The organism is Variovorax sp. GW821-FHT09B01 (assembly GCF_059418345.1).
Map to the genome: position 1 here is coordinate 230,966 of NZ_JBWKPQ010000006.1, position 20,949 is coordinate 251,914.

19 protein-coding genes are annotated in these 20,949 nt (G+C 69.0%); 1 reads left to right on the forward strand and 18 read right to left on the reverse strand.

Features of this window, described 5'->3' with window-relative positions:
- Positions 1 to 22 precede the first annotated feature (22 nt).
- From hflC to AC07RV_RS20190, 16 genes are all read right to left on the reverse strand, one after another.
- Positions 23 to 922, reverse strand: coding sequence for a protease modulator HflC (hflC, locus tag AC07RV_RS20115; protein ID WP_093343425.1), 900 nt, complete (start codon positions 920 to 922; stop codon positions 23 to 25).
- A 20-nt stretch (positions 923 to 942) separates the two neighbouring features.
- Positions 943 to 2,304, reverse strand: coding sequence for an FtsH protease activity modulator HflK (gene hflK / locus AC07RV_RS20120; RefSeq protein WP_093342607.1), 1,362 nt, complete (start codon positions 2,302 to 2,304; stop codon positions 943 to 945).
- Positions 2,305 to 2,378: 74 nt separating this feature from the next.
- Complete coding sequence (hflX, locus tag AC07RV_RS20125; protein ID WP_093342608.1) at positions 2,379 to 3,548, reverse strand: GTPase HflX; 1,170 nt, start codon at positions 3,546 to 3,548, stop codon at positions 2,379 to 2,381.
- A gap of 58 nt (positions 3,549 to 3,606) precedes the next feature.
- Complete coding sequence (gene hfq, locus AC07RV_RS20130; RefSeq protein WP_056582504.1) at positions 3,607 to 3,852, reverse strand: RNA chaperone Hfq; 246 nt, start codon at positions 3,850 to 3,852, stop codon at positions 3,607 to 3,609.
- 161 nt (positions 3,853 to 4,013) lie between these two features.
- Positions 4,014 to 5,360: a ribosome biogenesis GTPase Der gene (gene der, locus AC07RV_RS20135; RefSeq protein WP_208509375.1), complete on the reverse strand. Its 1,347-nt coding sequence runs from the start codon at positions 5,358 to 5,360 to the stop codon at positions 4,014 to 4,016.
- Between the two features lie 50 nt (positions 5,361 to 5,410).
- Positions 5,411 to 6,553, reverse strand: a complete 1,143-nt coding sequence (bamB, locus tag AC07RV_RS20140; RefSeq protein ID WP_093342611.1) for an outer membrane protein assembly factor BamB — start codon at positions 6,551 to 6,553, stop codon at positions 5,411 to 5,413.
- A gap of 12 nt (positions 6,554 to 6,565) precedes the next feature.
- Complete coding sequence (locus AC07RV_RS20145; protein ID WP_093342613.1) at positions 6,566 to 7,258, reverse strand: YfgM family protein; 693 nt, start codon at positions 7,256 to 7,258, stop codon at positions 6,566 to 6,568.
- Positions 7,259 to 7,347: 89 nt separating this feature from the next.
- On the reverse strand, positions 7,348 to 8,685 hold the full coding sequence (gene hisS, locus AC07RV_RS20150) for a histidine--tRNA ligase (protein ID WP_296789050.1): 1,338 nt from the start codon (positions 8,683 to 8,685) through the stop codon (positions 7,348 to 7,350).
- Positions 8,686 to 8,698: 13 nt separating this feature from the next.
- Positions 8,699 to 9,961 carry a flavodoxin-dependent (E)-4-hydroxy-3-methylbut-2-enyl-diphosphate synthase gene (gene ispG, locus AC07RV_RS20155; RefSeq protein ID WP_281077512.1) on the reverse strand — a complete coding sequence of 421 codons (1,263 nt, stop codon included), beginning with the start codon at positions 9,959 to 9,961 and terminating at the stop codon, positions 8,699 to 8,701.
- Positions 9,962 to 9,969: 8 nt separating this feature from the next.
- Complete coding sequence (locus tag AC07RV_RS20160; RefSeq protein ID WP_296789048.1) at positions 9,970 to 10,926, reverse strand: helix-turn-helix domain-containing protein; 957 nt, start codon at positions 10,924 to 10,926, stop codon at positions 9,970 to 9,972.
- Positions 10,919 to 11,770 carry a type IV pilus biogenesis/stability protein PilW gene (gene pilW, locus AC07RV_RS20165; protein WP_093342617.1) on the reverse strand — a complete coding sequence of 284 codons (852 nt, stop codon included), beginning with the start codon at positions 11,768 to 11,770 and terminating at the stop codon, positions 10,919 to 10,921. Before pilW ends, AC07RV_RS20160 begins: the two co-directional genes overlap by 8 nt.
- A gap of 4 nt (positions 11,771 to 11,774) precedes the next feature.
- A complete protein-coding gene (gene rlmN / locus AC07RV_RS20170; RefSeq protein WP_093342618.1) occupies positions 11,775 to 12,950 on the reverse strand; it encodes a dual-specificity RNA methyltransferase RlmN in 1,176 nt (391 codons plus the stop codon).
- A 21-nt stretch (positions 12,951 to 12,971) separates the two neighbouring features.
- Positions 12,972 to 13,397, reverse strand: coding sequence for a nucleoside-diphosphate kinase (ndk, locus tag AC07RV_RS20175; RefSeq protein WP_019653122.1), 426 nt, complete (start codon positions 13,395 to 13,397; stop codon positions 12,972 to 12,974).
- A 158-nt stretch (positions 13,398 to 13,555) separates the two neighbouring features.
- Positions 13,556 to 15,433 (reverse strand): pseudouridine synthase, encoded by a 1,878-nt coding sequence (locus AC07RV_RS20180; protein ID WP_296789047.1) that lies wholly within the window; start codon positions 15,431 to 15,433, stop codon positions 13,556 to 13,558.
- Positions 15,430 to 16,404, reverse strand: a complete 975-nt coding sequence (scpB, locus tag AC07RV_RS20185; protein ID WP_296789046.1) for an SMC-Scp complex subunit ScpB — start codon at positions 16,402 to 16,404, stop codon at positions 15,430 to 15,432. Before scpB ends, AC07RV_RS20180 begins: the two co-directional genes overlap by 4 nt.
- A gap of 136 nt (positions 16,405 to 16,540) precedes the next feature.
- On the reverse strand, positions 16,541 to 17,566 hold the full coding sequence (locus AC07RV_RS20190) for an RluA family pseudouridine synthase (RefSeq protein ID WP_296789044.1): 1,026 nt from the start codon (positions 17,564 to 17,566) through the stop codon (positions 16,541 to 16,543).
- Between the two features lie 14 nt (positions 17,567 to 17,580).
- Between AC07RV_RS20190 and AC07RV_RS20195 the strand changes: the two genes are divergently transcribed.
- The gene (locus AC07RV_RS20195; RefSeq protein WP_093342623.1) at positions 17,581 to 18,384 is read left to right on the forward strand and encodes an outer membrane protein assembly factor BamD; all 804 of its coding nucleotides are present in this window, start codon (positions 17,581 to 17,583) and stop codon (positions 18,382 to 18,384) included.
- An 86-nt stretch (positions 18,385 to 18,470) separates the two neighbouring features.
- Here the strand turns inward: AC07RV_RS20195 and AC07RV_RS20200 are convergent, their stop codons facing one another.
- Positions 18,471 to 20,651, reverse strand: a complete 2,181-nt coding sequence (locus tag AC07RV_RS20200) for an ATP-dependent DNA helicase (RefSeq protein WP_296789043.1) — start codon at positions 20,649 to 20,651, stop codon at positions 18,471 to 18,473.
- Complete coding sequence (locus AC07RV_RS20205; protein ID WP_093342624.1) at positions 20,648 to 20,851, reverse strand: YdcH family protein; 204 nt, start codon at positions 20,849 to 20,851, stop codon at positions 20,648 to 20,650. The genes AC07RV_RS20200 and AC07RV_RS20205 overlap by 4 nt, the downstream gene beginning before the upstream one ends.
- Positions 20,852 to 20,949 lie beyond the last annotated feature (98 nt).

Sequence of the window (20,949 nt, forward strand, 5' to 3'; positions counted from 1 at the left end):
GAAACTGCTGCGAACGAAGGCGTCAACGGCGCGGCGCGCCGGCCGACGAACCCGCGCCCTGCATCGCGCGGAAGAAGTCCGACGAGGGATCGACCACCATCACGTCGCTCTTCTTGTTGAAGCTCTGCTTGTAGGCCTCGAGGCTGCGATAGAACTGCGCGAACTGCGGATCGCGGCCGAAGGACTCGCTGTAGACCGAAGCGGCCTGGGCATCGCCCTCGCCCTTGATCTTCTGCGCGTCGCGGTAGGCGTTGGCAACGATCACTTCGCGCTGGCGATCGGCGTCGGCGCGGATCTTCTCGCCTTCGGCCGTGCCGGTGGAACGCAGCTCGTTGGCCACGCGCTTGCGCTCGGCTTCCATGCGGCGGTAGACCGATTCGGTGATGGCTTCCACGTAGTCGACGCGCGTGATGCGCACGTCCACCACGTCCACGCCCCAGGGCTTGGCGCCCTTCACCACGGTCAGTACCTCGCGCTGCACGTCGGCCATCAGGGCCTCGCGGCGCACCGAGATCAGGTCGCGCACGGTGCGCTTGTTGATGTTTTCCTGGAACGCGTTGCGCACCACGCGGTTGAGCTGCATGGCACCGGCGTTCTCGTCGAGGCCGACGTTGCGGATGTAGGCCTGCGGGTCGGTGATGCGCCAGCGCACGTACCAGTCGATCACCACGCGCTGCTTCTCGGCCGTGAGCATGGGCTCGGTGTCGAGGCTCGACAGCGTGAGCAGCCGCTTGTCGATGTACGACACGTTCTGGAACGGCGGCGGCAGCTTGAAGTTGAGGCCGGGCTCGGTGATGACCTGCTTGATCTGGCCCAGGGCGTAGACCACGCCGAACTGGCGCTGATCGACCACGAAGAGGGTCGAGCTCAGCAGCACCAGCAGCACGAGGATCGACGAGGCGATGAATCCGATTCTGTTCATGTTCTTGTTGCCTTCCAGGTTCAACGCACGTCGCGGTCACGCGAGCGGCCGTCGCGGGCACGCATGTCGTTGGTCGGCGCGACCGGGATCACCGAGGACTGCACCGGCGCGGTGCCGGCGACGCTCGGGCTGGCGGCATCGACCGGGGTGGACTGGTTGCTGCCGGTCTGCTGGATCAGCTTGTCGAGCGGCAGGTACAGCAGGTTGGACCCCTGCTTGCTGTCGACCAGCACCTTGGTCGTGCTGGCGTAGATCTGCTGCATGGCGTCGATGTACATGCGGTCGCGCGTGACCTGCGGCGCCTTCTGGTACTCGGTCAGCACCGAGGCGAAGCGGCCGGCATCACCCTGGGCCTGGGCCACGATGCGCGCCTTGTAGGCTTCGGACTCTTCCTTCAGGCGCGAAGCGGTACCGGTGGCCAGCGGCACCACGTTGTTGGCATAGGCCTGCGCCTCGTTCTTGGCGCGCTCGCGTTCCTGGCCGGCCTTGAGCACGTCGTCGAAGGCGGCCTGCACCTGCTCGGGCGGACGCACGCCGCCCTGCTGCAGGTTGATGCCAACCACTTCGACGCCGACCTGGTAGCGGTCGAGGATGTTCTGCATCAGCTGGCGCACGCGCGGCGCGATCTGGTCGCGTTCCTCGGCGAGGGCCGCGTCCATCTTCATCTTGCCGACGACTTCGCGCACGGCGGTCTCGGCCACCTGCACCACCGTGTCGGCGGGCGTCTTGCTCTCGTAGAGCCAGGCGCGCGCATCGCTCAGGCGGTACTGCACGGCGAACTTGATCTCGACGATGTTCTCGTCCTCGGTCAGCATGGCCGATTCGCGCAGGCCGGTGGAACGCACGATGGCGTCGCGGCCGACGTCGGTCGAGCGGATCTGCGTGACGACCACGGTCTCGTGGCGCTGGATCGGGTACGGCAGGCGCCAGTTGAAGCCCGCGCCCACGGTGGTCTTGTAGCGTCCGAACTGGGTGATGACGGCCTGCTGGCCTTCGTTCACGATGAAGAAGCCGGTACCGAGCCAGATCAGCACGGCGACGATGGCCACCAGGCCGATGCCGAAGCCGGCGTTCTTCATGTCGGGTTTGTAGCCATTGCCGCCACCGTTGCCGCCGCTGGGACGGTTGTTGTTGCCTCGGCCACCGCCGAAGAAGCCGCCGAGCTTGCGGTTGAGATCGCGCCAGAGTTCGTCGAGGTCCGGCGGACCCTGGTTCGGGCCCTGGCCGCGCGGGCGGTTGTTGTTGCCGTTGTTGCCCGAAGGCGGGGGCGTGGGGGCACCCGGAGGATCGGCGTCGGGAGGCCTGTTGCCCGAAGGGCGATCGCCATTGGAGGAGGACGAATCGTCGCCACGCCCCCATCGGCCATCGTTCAGGTTGAACATGCCCAAGAACCCTTTCCACACTGGCTTTGCATTCATTCGCGTCGTTCTCTTGTCAGTGGCGGGATTGTGCCCAATCAATGGGTGGCACCGTGCAATTCAGCGTCACCCTCAGGGGTCATGGTATCGGCGATCGAGCCCGAGAGTCGGGCCAGCTCCGCGCGCAGCAGGGGCAAGCCCTCGCCGCTGCGGGCGCTCAGGAAGATGCGCGGAACCTGCACGCCGTCGATGTCCATGTCGTCCTGCAGATGCAGCGGACGTTGCGTGCTTTCAAGGGCATCGAGCTTGTTGAAGACCAGCAATTGCGGCACGGTGTCGGCGCCGATCTCGCGCAGCACCGTCTGCACCTCGGCCATCTGCTCGGGATGGTGCGGGTTCGAGGCATCGACCACGTGCAGCAGCAGGTCGGCATCGACCGCTTCCTGCAGGGTCGCCTTGAAGGCGTCGACCAGGCCGTGCGGCAGGTCGCGGATGAAGCCCACGGTGTCGGAGATCGACACCTGCCGGCGCGCATCGCCCAGGTAGAGGTTGCGGGTGGTGGTGTCGAGCGTGGCGAACAGCTGGTCGGCCGCGTAGGCACGGGCCTTCACGAGCGCATTGAACAGCGAGGACTTGCCCGCGTTGGTGTAGCCCACCAGCGAGATGTTGAAGGTCTCGCGGCGCTCGCGCTGGCGGCGCTGCGTGCCGCGCTGCTTCTGCACCTTGGCCAGCCGCTCGCGCGTGCGCTTGATCGACTCGGCGATCATCCGCCGGTCGAGCTCGATCTGCTTCTCGCCCGGACCGCCGCGTACGCCGGCACCGCCGGTCTGGCGCTCCAGGTGGGACCAGCGGCGCACGAGGCGCGTGCTCAGGTACTGCAGGCGGGCGAGCTCGACCTGCAGCTTGCCTTCGTGCGAGCGCGCGCGCTGCGCGAAGATCTCGAGGATGAGGAAGGTCCGGTCGTACACCGCGACGTCGAGCTGGCGCTCGAGGTTGCGTTGCTGCGCCGGGCTCAGCGACTGGTCGAAGATGACCTCGCTCGCGCGATGCATCGCGGCAAGCTCCTTGATCTCGTCGGCCTTGCCGCTGCCGACGAAAAGCGCCGCATCGGGCACCTTGCGCTTGCACACGAGGCGCGCCACGGGCGAGAGGCCCGCGGTTTGCGCGAGCAGGCCGAGTTCTTCGAGTTCGCTGTCGAAATGGGGCAGCCCGAAGTCGACGCCGACGAGAACGACGGCGCCTTCCTGGCGGGAATTCAGTTCAGACAAGCGGTATCAGAAAAGGGGAAAAGCGCGGCGGGTTTGACACCGCCGCGCTCCGCGCCGATCAGGCTGCGGCGTCGTCGTTCTCGTTGGCCGAGAAGTTGACGGCACGACCCGGCACGATGGTGGAAATGGCGTGCTTGTAGACCATCTGTGTCACCGTGTTGCGAAGCAACACGACGTACTGGTCGAAAGACTCGATCTGACCCTGCAGCTTGATACCGTTCACCAAATAAATGGAAACCGGCACATGCTCGCGACGCAGTGTGTTCAGAAACGGGTCTTGTAGAAGTTGCCCTTTATTGCTCACGATATTCTCCGTGTTCAAGAGTAGTTGTTGGAAAAGGGACCTTAACACAGGCCTCCCGCGCTGCAGCATTCCGCGCCAAAAGCCTTTGAAAAATAACGGTTCTCAAAAGACGGAACTTCCGTTCCGGCGGCCGCTCATCGGCCGCCAACGGTGCCCAAGACTCACTCGTCCTTGTCGGCGTAGGGATTGTGGGAGCTCTTGAATTCGATTCGCAACGGTGTACCCACCAGGTCGAATTCCTTGCGGAACCGCCCCTCGAGAAAGCGCTTGTAGGCGTCGGTCACATGCTCGAGCGAATTGCCGTGGATCACGATCAGCGGCGGATTCATGCCGCCCTGGTGCGCATAGCGCAGCTTGGGCCGGAACATGCCGGTGCGCTTGGGCGTCTGGAATTGCACCGCCTCGAGCAGCAGACGGGTCAGCACCGGCGTCGACATCTTGCGGGTGGCCGACTTGTGGGCCTGCGCGATCGCCTGCCACAGCGGCCCCAGGCCCTGGCGCTTGATGGCCGAGATGAAATGCAGCGCGGCGAACTTGAGGAACACCAGCCGGGTCTCGATCTGGCGCTGGATCTGCTCGCGCTGGTAGCTGTCGACCGCGTCCCACTTGTTGATGGCGATCACCACCGCGCGGCCGCTCTCGAGGATGTAGCCCGCGATATGGGCGTCCTGGTCGGTCACGCCCTGGGTCGCATCGAGCAGCAGCAGCACCACATTGGCCGATTCGATGGCCTGCAGCGTCTTGACCACCGAGAACTTCTCGATCGCCTCGAACACCCTGCCCTTGCGGCGCAATCCGGCGGTGTCGATCAGCTCGAAGCGCTGGCCGTTGCGCTCGAAGGGCACCGAGATCGCATCGCGCGTGGTGCCGGGCATGTCGAAGGCCACGAGACGCTCTTCGCCGAGCCAGGTGTTGATCAGCGTGGACTTGCCGACGTTCGGGCGCCCCGCCACCGCGAGCTTGATCGGCTTGTTGACGTCGTCCTCGCCGTCCTCGTCCTCTTCGGGCTCGGGCAGGTTCAGCGACTCGAGCGCCAGTTCGACCAGGCCGCGGATGCCCTGCCCGTGCGCGGCCGACACGCCATGCACCTCGCCGAGGCCCAGCTCGTAGAAGTCGACCAGCTTGGAGCCGTCGTGCATGCCTTCGGACTTGTTGGCCACCAGCACGCAGGGCTTGCCCAGGCGGCGCAGCTCGTTGGCGATGTCGTGGTCCTGCGCCGACAGCCCTTCGCGGGCGTCGACCACGAACACCACCACGTCGGCCTCCGCCACGGCCTGGCGCGTCTGCTTGGCCATCTCCTTGAAGATGCCGCTGCCCGCGTCGGGCTCGAAGCCGCCGGTGTCGATGACGATGAACTCGTGCTTGCCCAGGCGGCCGTTGCCGTAGTGGCGGTCGCGCGTCAACCCGGCGAAGTCCGCCACGATGGCGTCGCGCGTCTGGGTCAAGCGGTTGAACAGGGTCGACTTGCCGACGTTGGGACGGCCCACCAGGGCCATGACGGGTTTCATGGCCGCTCCTTCGCGGATTCGCAATTCATGGCCATGCCCTGGAAAAAATATCAGTCGGGACGGTAGCCGAAGACGCCGCCGTTGGCCGTGACGACCACCACCGTGTTGCCCACGACCACCGGAGCGGTTTCGATGGCCGAGCCATCGGGCGTGACGCGGTTCAGCAGGCCGCCGTTCTCGCGCGAGACGAACAGCAGCAGACCGGTGCTGTCGCCGATGACCAGCGAGCGGCCCACGGCCAGCGGCGCGGTCAGCGTGCGGTTCTTGAAGGTAGTGGTCTGCCAGGCGCGTTCGCCGTCGGCGCGGCGCCAGGCGGTGACGCTGCCATCGGCTTCGGTGCCGTAGACGAAACCGTCGTCGCCACCCAGGCCTTCGGCGCCCGAGGCCGCCTTGCTCCAGACCAGCGTGCCGCGCAGCGTGTCGACGCAGCCGACGCTGGCGTAGTAGGCGCGCGCGCAGACGGTGTCGCCCACGCGGCTCACGCTGCCGGTCAGGTCGACCAGGCGCTCGACGTCGTTGGTGCCGCGCGGCGCCGCGATCGGCGATTCCCAGCGCGAGGTGCCGTTCGACGGGTTGATGCCCGCGAGGCGGCCACCGATGCCGGCCACCAGGGTGTCGCCCACGGCGAGCAGCACGCCCGGCTTCTTGAGCACGAGGTTCTCGCCGGTGCGCTGCTGCGACCAGAGGCGGCGGCCGCTCTCGCCGTCCCAGGCGCTGATGTTGCGGTCGGCGGTCTGCACGAAGACGCGGCGGCCGGCCACCAGCGGCGCGGTGAAGGCCTGCGCCGTGAGGCGCTGCTTCCAGATCACCTTGCCGCCCTGCAGCGCGACCAGTTCATTGTTGGTGGTGACCACCGCGGTGATGCTGCCGTCGCTGCCCACGCCCGCCGTGAGCGGTGCGCCGACGCTGGCACGCCAGGTTTCGCGGCCCGCGCGGGCATCGATGCCGACCACGGTGCCGTCGGCGGCCGCCACGGTCACGATGTCGCCGCTGATGTCGGTGGTGAGCGGGAACTTGACCGCCGGGATCTTCACGCTCCAGGCCTGGCGCACGCCGATCAGCGAGGCATTGGTCGGCAGTTCGGCCGGCTTCGGCTTGGAGGTGCCCGAGCAGGCGGCCAGGACCGCTACCAAAACAAGAGCAGACCCCGCGCGCACGGCGGTCGATTCAGGCATGAAACGCATGAAATTCATGATGGCTGGCGATCAGGATTTGGCAGGAACTGCGGGGGTGACGGTGATGGCGGGCGCCAGGCTCTTGGGGTCGACGCCGACCGCATTGAGCTTGAATTCGACCAGCCGGCGGTATTCGGAAGCGGCACCCAGGCCGGTCCAGGCCTTGCGGTACTCGGCCTGCGCCTCGTCGCGCTTGCCCTGGGCCAGGTAGATGTCGCCCTTGCGGTCGGCCACCAGCGGCTCGAATTCCTTCGGCACGTTGCCCGAGAGCTGCTTGATCGCGTCGTCGTAGGACTTGGCATCGAGCAGTTCGGCCGCGAGGCGCAGCTTGGCGATGGCCTGGTAGCCGGGGTCGGTGGCCTTGTCGGCCACCCAGCCGAGCGCGGCGCGCGAGGCTTCGGCATTGCCCTTGTCGTAGAGCGTCTTGGCGGCCAGCAGGCCGGCCTGCTGCGCATAGGCGGTGCCCGCGAAGCGTTCCTTCATGTCGTTGAACACGCGCTCGATGCGGGCGGCGTCGCCCGACTGGGCACTGCGCTCGACCTCGTCGTACAGCGCCGCCGCCTGGGCTGCCTTGGTGCGCTGGAAATACTGCCAGCCGTTCCAGGCCACGAAGGCGCCGGCGACGAGCAGCACGACCCAGGTGATCAGGGTGCCGTAGGTGTTCCAGAAATGCTTGAGCTGGTCGAGCTGTTCCTGTTCTTCGAGATCGAGATGGGTTGCCATGCGCTGTCAGTGGTTGGAAGGACTCGAGGCCGCGGTGCGCCGGGTGCGCCCGCGTGTTTTGATTCTGTGCCTCCGTGAGGCTGAAAGACTCAGGAACGGTCCGATGATTCCCCGGGAGCCGGCGATTGTAGGGTGGCGGCCCAGCCGGCCACGTCCGCGAGCGGGCGGGCCACCTGCGAACCGCTGCCATCGCGCAAGGATTTCACGGTGACCTCGCCGCGCGCGAGTTCGTCCTCGCCGAAGATCAGCGCAAAGCGCGCCCCGCTCGCATCGGCCTTCTTGAACTGCGCCTTCATGCCGCCGCCGCCCGCATGCTGCACCACGGCCACGCCGACCGCGCGCAACTGCTCGAGCACCACCATCGCCTGCGGCAGCGCTGCGGCCGAGGGCACGATGGCGTAGGCCGCGGGTTCGCTGCCGGGCACCGGCAGGCCGAGTTCCTGGATCAGCAGCAGCAGGCGCTCGATGCCCAGGCCGAAGCCCACGGCCGGCGCAGGCTTGCCGCCCATCTGGCCGATCAGGCCGTCGTAGCGGCCGCCGCCGCACACGGTGCCCTGCGAGCCGAGCTGGTCGGTGACCCACTCGAACACGGTCAGGTTGTAGTAGTCCATGCCGCGCACCAGGCGCGGGTTGACGCGGTAGCCCAGGCCCGCGGCGTCGAGCACCGCGCGCACCGCGGCGAAGTGCGCGCGCGACTCCTCGCCGAGGAAGTCCATCAGCTGCGGCGCGGCCTCGACCATCGCCTGCATGGCGGGATTCTTGGTGTCGAGGATGCGCAGCGGATTGCTGTGCAGCCGGCGCTGCGCATCGGCGTCGAGCAACTCGGCATGCGCCTCGAAGTGGCGGATCAGCGCCTCGCGATGCGCCTGGCGCTCGGCCGGCTGGCCCAGGCTGTTGATCTCGAGCCGCACGTGCTGGCCCTCGAGCAGCCCGAGCTCGCGCCACAGCGCGCGCACCATGAGGATCAGCTCCGCATCCACGTCCGGACCGGCGAAACCCAGCGCCTCGACGTCGAGCTGGTGGAACTGGCGGTAGCGGCCCTTCTGCGGCCGCTCGTGGCGGAACATCGCGCCCAGGGTCCACAGGCGCAGCGGTCCGTTGTAGAGCGCGTTGTGCTCGACCATCGCGCGCACGATGCCGGCGGTGGCCTCGGGGCGCAGCGTGAGCTTGTCGCCGTTCATCGAGTCGGTGAAGGAGTACATCTCCTTCTCGACGATGTCGGTCACCTCGCCGAGGCCGCGCACGAACAGCGCCGTGGGTTCGACCACCGGCGTCACGATGTACTGGTAGCCGTAGCGCGCGAGCAGTCCGCGCACCGTCTGCTCGAACCACGACCACAGGGCCGAGTCGGGCAGGCGGTCGGTGCGCGGCACGCTCGCCGGCAATATGTCGTTCATGCCTTTGACGGCATTGATCTTGTCAGCCATGGGAGAGGAGTGGTCAGGCGACGTCGGCAGCCTGGGGCTGGCCGAAGCGCTTTTCGATGTAGGTTTCGACGAGCTGGTGGAACTCGTTGGCGATATTGTCGCCGCGCAGCGTGAGGGCCTTTTCGCCGTCGATGAAGACCGGCGCGGCGGGGGCCTCGCCGGTGCCGGGCAGGCTGATGCCGATGTCCGCGTGCTTGCTCTCGCCGGGGCCATTGACGATGCAGCCCATCACGGCCACCTTCATCGTCTCGACGCCCGGGTATTTCTTGCGCCAGACCGGCATCTGCAGGCGCAGGTAGTCGTCGATCTGCTTGGCCAGCTCCTGGAAGGTGGTGCTGGTGGTGCGGCCGCACCCCGGGCAGGCGGTGACGCTCGGCACGAAGATGCGCAGGCCCAGCGACTGCAGGATCTCGGAGGCGATCACCACCTCCTGCGTGCGCGACTCTCCGGGCTGCGGCGTGAGCGACACGCGGATGGTGTCGCCGATGCCTTCCTGCAGCAGGATCGACAGCGCGGTGGCCGAGGCCACCGTGCCCTTGGTGCCCATGCCGGCCTCGGTCAGGCCCAGGTGCAGCGGGTAGTCGCAGCGCCGCGCGAGTTCGCGGTAGACCGAGATCAGGTCCTGCACGCCGCTGACCTTGCACGACAGGATGATCTGCTCGCCGGCCATGCCCATGGATTCGGCCAGCTTCGCGGATTCGATGGCCGAGGTGATCAGCGCCTCGTACATGACCTGCTTGGCATCCCAGGGCTGCGCGCGCAGGCTGTTGGTGTCCATCAGGCTGGCCAGCAGCTCCTGGTCGAGGCTGCCCCAGTTCACGCCGATGCGCACCGGCTTGTTCCAGCGCATGGCCGCGTCGATCATCTGGCCGAACTGACGGTCCTTCTTGTCGCCCTTGCCCACGTTGCCGGGGTTGATGCGGTACTTGCTCAGCGCCTCGGCGCAGGCCGGATAGTCGGTCAGCAGCCGGTGGCCGTTGTAGTGGAAGTCGCCGACCAGCGGCACGTCGATGCCCATGCGGTCGAGCTGCTCGCGGATGTAGGGCACCTGCGCCGCGGCCTCGGGCGTGTTGACCGTGATGCGGACCATCTCGGAGCCGGCCTGGGCCAGTTCCTTGACCTGGATCGCGGTGCCGATCGCGTCGACGGTGTCGGTGTTGGTCATCGACTGCACGCGCACCGGCGCATCGCCGCCGACCGTGACCACGCGCGGGCCCCAGACCACGCGGGCCTGGCGCGAGCGGCGCGCCTTGGGCGCCGCGGATTCGATCGGCAGGGGTTCGCTCACGATTTCACCTCGAAGCGCGCAACGCCGCCGTTGCGCGTGAAGGGTTTGAGATCGAAGGGCTTGCCGAGCACCTGCACATCGACGCTCGATGCGCGCCCGACCACCACCGAGAGCGGCAGCGCCCCCGACAGCGCGACCGTTTCGCCGGCCAGCAGGCTGCGCCGCAGCAACTGCTTGCCCGCCGAATCGGTGACGGTGATCCAGCATTCCTCGCGCGCCACGAAGACCAGCGCCTGGCCGCTCGCGTCGGCGGCGGCCGGCGGCGTGGCCGTCGCGGGGGCGGCGGGCGTTGCCGCGGCCGGCGTCGCCGGTGCAGCCGCCACGGCCGGCGCCGGCGCGGCGGTGCCGACGGCCGCGGCCGGAACCGGCACGTTCTCGGTCGCGACGCCCGGTGTGGTGCCGGGGGCGGCGGGCGCCTCGCCGGCATTCGGTCCGATCTCGGCCGCGCCGCGCGCCGTGATGCGCGACACCGTGCTGCCGATGCGGTCGAACACCGACTGCGGCAGCCAGAAGATCGCGGCCGCGCCGACCAGCAGCAGCGCGACCACGGTCAGCAGCGCGCGCGACGGCAGCCCGCCCGAACGGCCGCTGCCCCAGCGCGAGGTGCCCGAGACGATGTGGGTCTTGAGATTGCGGTCGGCCACCGCCACGGCGGCCTTGGGCGCGCCCGGCAGCTTGGCGAGCACCGGCGCCGGATCGACGCGCAGCGCGCGGCAGACGCTGCTGGCCAGCGCGCGCGCGAACACCGGGTCGGGCAAGGCGGCGATGTCGTCGGCCTCGAGCGCCAGCAGCTTCTGCGCCGGCACCTTGAGCGCGGCCGCGACCATCTCGATGTGCAGGCCGTGCGCTTCGCGCGCCTCGCGCAGCATGGTGCCGGCGGACTTGTTCGTGTTGTCGGCTTCCTCGAGCGGAATCACCGCGGAAGTGCCGAATTCGGAAACCCGTTCAGTCATTGAAATTCCCGCGCTCGAACGCCGAAGCTTCGCGCGACTGCGGGAAGCGGCGCTGCAGCTGCCCGCCCAGCTGCGCGACCGCCTCGCGGTTGTTGAGACTGCGCTCGATCTTGATCCCCAGCCACAGGGTTTCGGCGTTGGCCGAGGGACCGTTGTTGACGCGGCGCACGTAGAACTGCGCGCGCGACCATTCCCCGCGCTTCGCGAGCAGCGAGGCGAGGTTGAAGCCGACCACCGGATTGCCGGCATCGATCTCGTAGGCCGCCTGCAGCGAGCGCTCGGCCTCGACGGGCTGGCCCGCGCGCATCTCGCACAGGCCCTGCGTCATCAGCGTCTTGGCGCGTTCGGTGTAGGCCGGCGTGGCCAGCGCCTCGGTGAACTGCTGGGCGGCGTCGCGGTAGCGGTTCTGCTGGCACAGCAGCCAGCCGTAGTTGTGGCGCGTGTTGCCGTCGCGCGGGTTGAGCGCCAGCGCGCGGCGGAAGCTGTCCTCGGCCAGGCCGGCGTCTTCCATGCGCATGTAGACCAGCCCGCGCAGCGCGAAGGCATCGGCATAGCTGGGGTCGGCGTTGAGCGCCTGCTTGATCTCGTCGAGCGCGACGGTGTTCTGGCCATGCTCGAAATAGCCGGCCGCGAGTTCCATGCGCAGGCGGGCGCGGCGACGGGCGTTCGACTCGTCCGACTCGGTGACGAGCTGCGGGCCCGAGGACGAGCTGGCCGAATCGAGGCTGGTGGTCGTGGTGCGGGTGTTCACGCACCCCGAGAGCAGCAGTGCCGCGAGGCCCGCGAAGCTGGCCACCAGCACGCGTTGCAGCCCGGCGCTCGCCGTCGGAAAAGCCATGCTCATCGGTTCAATGCTCCTGGGAGGCGGTGGAAGCGGCCTTGCGGACCGGATGCAACACGACCGTTCGCTCCGTTCCCGAGGCGGATGACGCCAGGCGGCGCTGCGCCATGCGCTCGGCCGCGCGGGTGCGGTCCTTGACGTCGCCGGCCAGCTGGCCGCAGGCGGCGTCGATGTCGTCGCCGCGCGTCTTGCGCACCGTGGTCACCAGGCCGGCTTCGCTCAGCATCTTCGCGAAGGCCAGCACGCGCGGCTGCGGCGAACGCAGCAGGCCCGATGCCGGGAAGGGGTTGAACGGGATCAGGTTGAACTTGCACGACACGCCGTGCGTGCGCACCAGCTCGATCAGTTGGCGCGCATGCTCGGGCTGGTCGTTGACGCCGTCGAGCATGCAGTACTCGAAGGTGATGAAGTCGCGCGGCGCGTGCGCGAGGTAGCGCTTGCAGGCCTCGAGCAGCTCGGCGATCGGGTACTTGCGGTTCAGCGGCACCAGGTCGTCGCGCAGCGGATCGTTGGGCGCGTGCAGCGAGACGGCGAGTGCCACCGCGCAGTCGGTGCCCAGGCGGTCGATCATCGGCACCACGCCCGAGGTCGAGACCGTGACGCGGCGGCGCGAGAGGCCGTAGCCGTTGTCGTCGAGCATGGTGCGCAGCGCGGGCACCAGCGCCGAATAGTTCTGCAGCGGCTCGCCCATGCCCATCATCACCACGTTGGAGATGACGCGCTCGTCGCGCTTGAGGTGCTTGCGCAGGAAGTGCTCGGCGAACCAGAGCTGGGCGACGATCTCGCCCGTGCTCAGGTTGCGGCTGAAGCCCTGGTGGCCGGTCGAGCAGAAGCGGCAGCCGACCGCGCAGCCGGCCTGGGACGACACGCACAGCGTGCCGCGGTCGTCCTCGGGAATGAAGACGGCTTCGACGGCATTGCCGTCACCGACGTCGAACAGCCACTTGATCGTGCCGTCCTTGGATTCGTGCTGGGTGATGACCGGCAGCGCCTCGACGCGCGCGGTCGTCGCGAGTTTCTCGCGCAGCGACTTGGCCAGATCGGTCATCTGGGAGAAGTCGCTGGCGCCACGCTGGTGGATCCAGCGGAACAGCTGCGTGGCGCGGAATTTCTTCTCGCCGAGTTTTTCGCAGAACGCAGCCAACCCCTCGAGATCGAAATCGAGCAGGTTGGCCGTGGTCATGGATTCGGTCGAGATGCGGCTTCAGCGTGCGTAGACGTTGAGGCCGGCGAAGAAGAACGCCACTTCGTTGGCGGCGGTTTCGGGAGCGTCCGAACCGTGCACGGCGTTGGCGTCGATGCTGTCGGCGAAGTCGGCGCGGATGGTGCCGGCGGCGGCCTTCTTCGGGTCGGTGGCGCCCATCAGGTCACGGTTCTTGGCGATCGCGTTCTCGCCTTCGAGCACTTGCACGAACACCGGGCCCGAAATCATGAACTCGACCAGGTCCTTGAAGAAGGGACGTTCCTTGTGCACGGCGTAGAACTGCTCGGCTTCGTTGCGCGAGAGGTGGACCAGCTTGGCGGCCACGATCTTCAGGCCGGCGGCCTCGAAGCGGGAAACGATCTTGCCGATGACGTTCTTGGCGACGGCGTCGGGCTTGATGATGGAGAGGGTACGTTCGATAGCCATGGAAGTGCTTTCTGAGCTTGCTTGATTCTGAAGTTTTTTGTCACAACTGCAACGATATTGTTGCGCTGTATCCCGACAAAGCCCGCGATTTTAACCGGCGGGATTCACCACCTTGGTGAAAACCCCGCGAAAGGCCGCGCGGGCGCGGCTGTTTTTGTTCAGCGGCCGCGGCGCCGCCCACCGCCGCCGCCCTGCCCGCCAAAGCCGCCGCCTCCACCACCACCCCCGCCGCCCCCACCGCCACGGCGGCCGGAACCGCCCTGGCGCTGTTCCTTGCGCTGGCGCGTGAAGCTGTCGGCGCCGATGTAGCCCAGCGAGGTCTTCATCGGATCGGGCTGGTTGGCACCGCTCGGCGGACGGTCGTCGCCGCCCTGCCGGTTGCGGTTGCCGGCATTGTTGTTGCCGTTGTTGCGCCGGCCCTGCTGCTGTTGCGGCGGACCGCCGTTGCCGCCGCCGGGACCACGGTTGTTGCGCGGGCCGCGCGGCGGACGGCCGTCGCCCAGCGGGCTGGGGATCGGCGGCTCGCGGTTGTCGTCGCGCGCCTGGGCACCACCGCCGTTGCGGCCGCCGCGGCGCTTCTTGTTGCGGCCATTCCGGCCGCCACCGCCGCCATCGGGCCCCTGGCCGCGCTGCTGCGGCGGACCCGGACGCGCCTGCGCACCGCCCGAGGCCTGGAACAGCGCGCGGATGTCGCGCTCGTCGAGCTCCATCCAGGCGCCGCGCTTGAGGCCGCGCGGCAGCACCATCGCGCCGTAGCGGATGCGGATCAGCCGGCTGACCGCATGGCCCACCGACTCGAACAGCCGGCGCACCTCGCGGTTGCGGCCTTCGGAAATCGTGACGCGGTACCAGCAGTTGGAGCCTTCGCCGCCACCGTCCTCGATGGTGCCGAACTGCGCCATGCCGTCGTCGAGGCGCACGCCGTCGAGCAGCTTCTGCCGTTCTTCGCTGCTGATCGCGCCGAGCACGCGCACCGCGTACTCGCGCTCCAGGCCGAAGCGCGGATGCATCAGCTGGTTGGCCAGGTCGCCCGAGCTGCTGAACAGCAGCAGGCCTTCGGTGTTCAAGTCGAGCCGGCCGACCGACTGCCACTTGCCCTGGTGCAGGCGCGGCAGCTTGCGGAACACGGTCGGACGGTTCTGCGGATCGTCGTGCGTGACGACCTCGCCCACGGGCTTGTGATAGGCGATCACGCGCGGCGGCGGCGGCGCGATCCGGTAGCGGATCGGCTTGCCGTTGATCTTGACCTGGTCGCCGTACTGGATGCGCTGGCCGATGTGGGCCGGCTCGTTGTTGACCGAGATGCGCCCCTGCAGGATCAGTTGCTCCATCTCGAGGCGCGAGCCGAGCCCGGCCTGCGCCAGCACCTTGTGCAGCTTGGGCGAATCGGCCTCGGGCAGCAGCACGCGCTTGAGCGGCGGCACCTCGGGGCTGTCCTCGTCGGCGTCGAACTGGCCCGAGATGACGTCGGCGAAGCGGATCGGCTCGGGGGGGGGCGCCTTGCGCTGCTCGCGCTCGGCGGCGCGGCGGGCGCGGTCGAGGTCGTCCTCCTCGTCGTCGGGGTCTTCCTCGTCTTCTTCGTCCTCGGAACGGTCGTCCGAATCTTCCTCGTCCCGGGGCTGCAGGCGCGCCGGCTCGGCACGCGCGGGTTCGGGCTCCGGCTGAGGCACCGGTGCCGCGACGGGCTCGGGTGCCGCTTCGAGCGCGGGCGGCTCGGATTCGGCTGCGGGCTCTTCGGGCGCCGTTTCGACCACGGCCTTCGGCTTGCGCGGGCGTTTCGGCTTGGCGGGCTTGGCCGGCTCCTCGGCGCTCTCGGCGGCCACGGCCGCTTCGGGTTCGGCCGCGGCCGGCGCCTTGGTGGCCTCCACGGCCTCCTTCTTGCGACGCGGACGCCGCTTCGGTGCCGCGCCCTCCTCCGCCGTCGCTACGGCTTTCGCAGCATCGCCCGCGGACTGGCCGGTCGTTTCCAGCGTGTTTTCATTGGACAAGGGGTCGATCGGCAGGATCGCCGCTTGGTCGGGGTCGGATGAGCTCATGAGGTCTTTCCGGGGAGGACTGCGTCAGGATCGGTCGCGTCCGGCGGCGGAGCGTCGGGATCAATGCGGGGTTCTTCGGAGGGTTCGGTATCGGCGGAAACCTGGGCTTCCACGGGGGCTGGCTGTTCGGCGTCGTCGCCTCGCTCGTCGAGGGCGGCGACTTCGCCCGGCTCGGGCGTCTCGGCGGCCATGTCCAGCTCGGCCGGCGCGCTGTCGGTCGCCACGATCTCGTCGGCGATCGCTTCGTCGGCCAGCGATGCATCGTCCGCGATCGCTTGCTGGACTTCGGGTTGTTCCGAGGGGGTTGCCCCAGTCTGCGCCTCTTCCGCCGCGACGGCAACCGCCGTCTCCTCGGCGGCCGGCGCCGGCTCGGCCTCCGCCGGCGGCTCGTCGATCGGCAGCGCCGGCTGGTTGCCGCCGCCCGCGCGCTCGAGCGAATCGACCAGTGCCGCCTGCTGGGCCGGCGTCTCGATCACCGGCAGCTGGTCCAGCGAGGCCAGGCCGAGGTCGTCGAGGAACTGGCGCGTGGTCGCGTACAGCGCCGGGCGCCCGACCGTCTCGCGGTGGCCGATCACCTCGACCCAGTTGCGGTCCTCGAGCTGCTTGAGGATCAGCGAGTTGATGGTGACGCCGCGGATGTCTTCCATGTCGCCGCGCGTGACCGGCTGGCGATAGGCAATGATGGCCAGGGTCTCGAGCGCCGCGCGGGTGTAGCGCGGCGGCTTCTCGGGGTGCAGACGGTCGAGGTGGTCGCGCATCTCGGGCCGGCTCTGAAAGCGCCAGCCACTGCCCACGCTGACCAGTTCGAGGCCGCGTTGCGTCCAGTCTTCCTGCAGCTCGAGAAGCAGCGACTTGATCGTGTCCACACCCAGTGCGTCGTCGAACAGCACGCGCAATTCGCGCACCGGCAGCGGCTGGCTCGAACAGATCAAGGCGGTTTCGAGAATGCGCTTGGCATCCGCCGTATTCATGGTTCGCGTTGTCCGGGAAAAGGCGCCTTGGGGGACGCTTTTTTTGTTCAGAAGGATGGAAGGAGGCGTTGCCGGCACGCGGCGAGTGCAACGCGGGGCCGGCACCAAGCGGCCGGCGAGGCGGCCCTGGAGGCCGTCAGGCGCGATTGTAGTCCAGCCCCCAGGCCCGCAAGGCCTCGGCGAGATCGGCCGGCACGGGCGAATGCAGCGCGATCGGCGCCTTGGTGACCGGATGCACGAAGGCCAGCCGGAACGCATGCAGCGCCTGCCGCGCGAGGCCCGCGGCGGCCGTGCCGCCATAGAGCGTGTCGCCCACCAGCGGATGGCCGATCGACGCCATGTGCACGCGGATCTGGTGCGTGCGGCCGGTTTCGAGGGTGCAGCGCACCACGCAGCCGCGCTCCTCGCTGTCCAGGCGCTCGATCAGGGTGCGGGCGGTCTTGCCGGCGTGCTGCTGCAGATCGACCACCGCCATGCGCAGCCGGTTGCGCGGATCGCGGCCGATGGCCGCGTCGACCTGGCGCGCGGCCGGGCCGGTCCAGGGCTTGTGGCCCAGCGCCAGGTACTGGCGCTTGACTTCGCGCGCGGCGATCAGCGCCACCAGCGCGTCCATGGCGGCGCGCGTGCGCGCGACCATCATCAGCCCGCTGGTGTCGCGGTCGAGCCGGTGCACGATGCCCGCGCGCGGCAGCAGCAGCGCCTTGGGGTCGAGCGCGAGCAGGCCGTTGAGCAGCGTGCCGCTCCAGTGGCCCGGGGCGGGATGCACCACCAGGCCGGCCGGCTTGTCGATCACGCGCAGGTGCTCGTCCTCGTAGACGGTGACGATCTCCATCGGCTCGGGCCGGAACGCCTGGCTCTGCGGCGTGGGGCGCAGTTCGACCCGCCCGGCCTGCCCGGCCCGCACGGCCGCCGAGGCCTTGGTGGCGGCGCGGCCCTGCAGCTCGACGGCGCCGGCCTCGATCAGCTGCTGCAGGTAGCTGCGCGAGAACTCGGGAACCAATGCGGCCAGCGCGCGATCCAGCCGCAGTCCGTGCTGCGCGGGGTCGACGACGAAATCCCGCCACTCGCTGGCTTCGGACGGATCGGCGCCCTCGTCGAGCTCGGCCGCCTCCGGGGAGTTGTCGCGGGGGTCGGTCGATATAATTGAGGGCAACTGTTTCACGAAAGCCGCATGTGATGATTCGCGCCAAATTATCGGTCCCAGCCTGGATGGCGCTCAGCGCCCTCGCGCTGCTCGCCGGCTGTTCGAGCACCAAGGACGACAAGACCGCGACCTGGAGCCCCAACCGGATCTACGCGGAAGCCAAGGACGAAGCCGGCTCCGGCGCCTACGACAAGGCCGTGCCGCTGTACGAGAAGCTCGAGGGCCGTGCCGCCGGCACCCCCCTGGCCCAGCAGGCCCAGCTCGAGAAGGCCTACGCCCAGTACAAGGGTGGCGACAAGGCGGCCGCGGTCTCCACGATCGATCGCTTCCTGAAGCTGCACCCCGCCAGCCCCGCGCTCGACTATGCGCTGTACCTCAAGGGCGTGGTCAACTTCAACGACGACCTCGGCATGTTCGCGTTCCTCACGCGCCAGGACCTGTCGGAGCGCGACCAGAAGGCGGCCAAGGAGTCGTTCGAGTCGTTCAAGGAACTGATCACGCGCTTCCCCGACTCGCGCTACACGCCCGATGCGCGCCAGCGCATGAACTACATCGTGAACTCGCTCGCCCAGTACGAGGTTCACGTGGCGCGCTACTACTACTCGCGCGGCGCCTACCTGGCGGCCATCAACCGCGCCCAGAGCGCGATCGCCGACTACCGCGAAGTGCCCGCGGTCGAGGAGGCGCTCTACATCATCGTGCGCTCGTACGACGCGCTCGGCATGAACGACCTGCGCGACGACGCGCAGCGCGTGCTGACCTCCAACTACCCGCAGAGCACCTACCTCTCGCAAGGCTTCAAGACCAAGGACGATCCCTGGTGGAAGATGTGGTGATGGCGGCCGGCCGGCTCGGCTGACCCGACACGAAAGCCCGACGGCGCGAGCCCTCGGGCTTTTTTATCGCCCGCGGCCCGCGCGCTTCAGTCCTGCACCGGCACGGCCAGGTCCGCGATCGCCGCGTCGAGATCGGCCTCGGTCTCGAGCCGCCGCATCGGCGGCAACGCCCCGAGCAGGCGCCGGCCATAGCCCATCGCGACCAGGCGCGTGTCGCAGATCACCAGCACGCCGCTGTCGGTCTCGCGCCGGATCAACCGCCCCGCCCCCTGCTTGAGCGCCACCGCGGCCTCGGGCAGCGAGTAGTCGCCGAACGAGCTGCGGCCCTGCGCCTCGAGCCGCTGCGAGCGCGCCTCGACCAGCGGATCGTTGGGCGGCGGGAACGGCAGCTTGTCGATCACCACCAGCTGCAAGGCATCGCCGGGCGCATCGAAGCCCTCCCAGAACGAGGCCGAGGCGACCAGCACGCAGCCGGGGCGGCCCATCGTGTCGCCCTCGCGGAAGCGGTCCATCAGCACCCGCTTGGGCAGTTCGCCCTGCACCAGCACCTCGGGCCGCCGCTCGATGCCCAGGCGCTCGATCTGCTGGCGGATCTCGTCGCCCACGGTGCGCAGCGCGCGCAGCGTGGTCGTCAGCACCAGCGTGCGGCCGCCGAGCGCGCCGGCGCCGCGCGCGGCCAGTTGCGCCACGCGCAGGCTGTGCGAGGGCTCGTTGGGCTTGGGGAAGGCGCGCGGCACGTAGAGCGCGGCCTGCGCGGCGTAGTCGAAGGGGCTGCGCACGCGCAGCACCTCCGCATCCTCGAGGCCGCAGGGTTCGGTGAACCAGCGCAGCGTGGGATCGTCGCCCAGGGTGGCAGAGGTGAAGACCCAGGCGCGGCGGCGCCGCTCGGTGGCCGCGGGTTCGGGCTCGTGCGCGCGCGGTGGCTCGTCGTCGTCATCGCCACCGCCCTGCGCATCGAGCCAGGCGTCGTATTCGTCGACGGCCTCGCGGGCGCCGCGCCCCAGCGTCTCGTCGCCGTGCGCGTCCGACTGCGCATCGGGCGCCTTGGCGATCTTGAGCACGCGCGTGCGCATCGCCTCGGCGATGTCGAGCGGCGACTCCACCAGCCGCAACTGCGTGCCCACGTCGACCCAGCGCACTGATTCCGGCGCGCAGGCGCGCGCGAACTTGGCGGCGCGCTTCGCGAGTTCGCGCGCGCGTTCGAGCAGCCGCACGAAATCGGGCGACAGCTCGCTGACCGTGTCGAGACCTTCGGCCGCCTCCTCGAAGGCGATCTGCAGCGTGTCGAGCGCGCCCTGCCATTCGTGCTCGCCGATGCCCTCGGGCGAGGGCCCGGCCCAGCGCAGCTTCGCGCCCGGCCATTGCTTGCCCACCGCCAGCCGCAGCTCGCGCGCCGCGCGCTCGAGCCCGGCCACGATGCCCTGCCAGTCGACCAGGCCGCGTGCATGCGTGAGGCCGGCCGCGAGCACGTCGCGCGCGAAGTCGAGCGCCTGCCCGGTGCCGAGGTTGGTGCCGAGGAACTGCACGCCGGTCTCGTTGAGCTGGTGCGCCTCGTCGAACACCACCACGCTGACGCTCGGCAGCAGCTCGGCCATGCCGGTCTCGCGCACCGCGAGGTCGGCGAAGAACAGGTGGTGGTTGATGACCACCACGTCGGCCGCGAGCGCCTCGCGCCGCGCCAGGTTGACGTGGCAGGGCTTGAACTGCGGGCACTGCGCGCCCAGGCAGTTCTCGCGCGTCGAGCTCACCAGCGGGATCAGCGGCGAGCGCTCGTCGAGCCCCGGCAGTTCGGCGAGGTCGCCGGTGCGCGTGGCCTTGGACCATTGCTCGATCTTCGCCAGCGTGCGCAGGCTGCCGCGCTCGGGCAGCGAGGCATCGTGGCGCGCGATGTCGAGCCGGTGCAGGCAGAGGTAGCTGCCGCGGCCCTTGAGCAGCGCGGTGCGCACCGGCAGGCCCAGCGCCTGCACGAGCCGTGGCAGGTCGCGGCCGAAGAGCTGGTCCTGCAGCGCCTTGGTGGCGGTCGAGAGCAGCACGCGCTCGCCGCTCAGCAGCGCGGGCACCAGGTACGAGAAGGTCTTGCCGACGCCGGTGCCGGCCTCGACCACCAGCATGCCGCCCTGCTCGATGGTGCGCGCCACGGCCATCGCCATCTCGGTCTGGCCCGAGCGCTCGCGGAACTGCTCGGCCGCGCGCGACAGCACGCCGCCGTCCGAAAAAGCCTCGAGCACCTTCGATGCGAGCGTGTCTTCCAGGCCCACCGCGCTCATGCCGGCTCCTTCGGATCGATCGCGTTCTCGAGTCGCACGATCTGGTCGCGCAGCGCAAGGCGCCGCTTCTTGAGGCGGCGCAGCAGCAGCTCGTCCTGCGGCGCGACCTCGCTCAGGCTGTCGATGGACGCGTCGAGGTCCGCATGCTCGATGCGTAACTCGATCAACTGGCGGGAAAGGGAGTGGAGATTGGAGTCCAACGTGGGAGAAGCGGACGCATCTTCTGCGCGGCTCGGGCTCGGGTTCATTCGATAATACGTCGTGATCCGAACTCCAGAGAAGACAGGCGGCGCTGCAT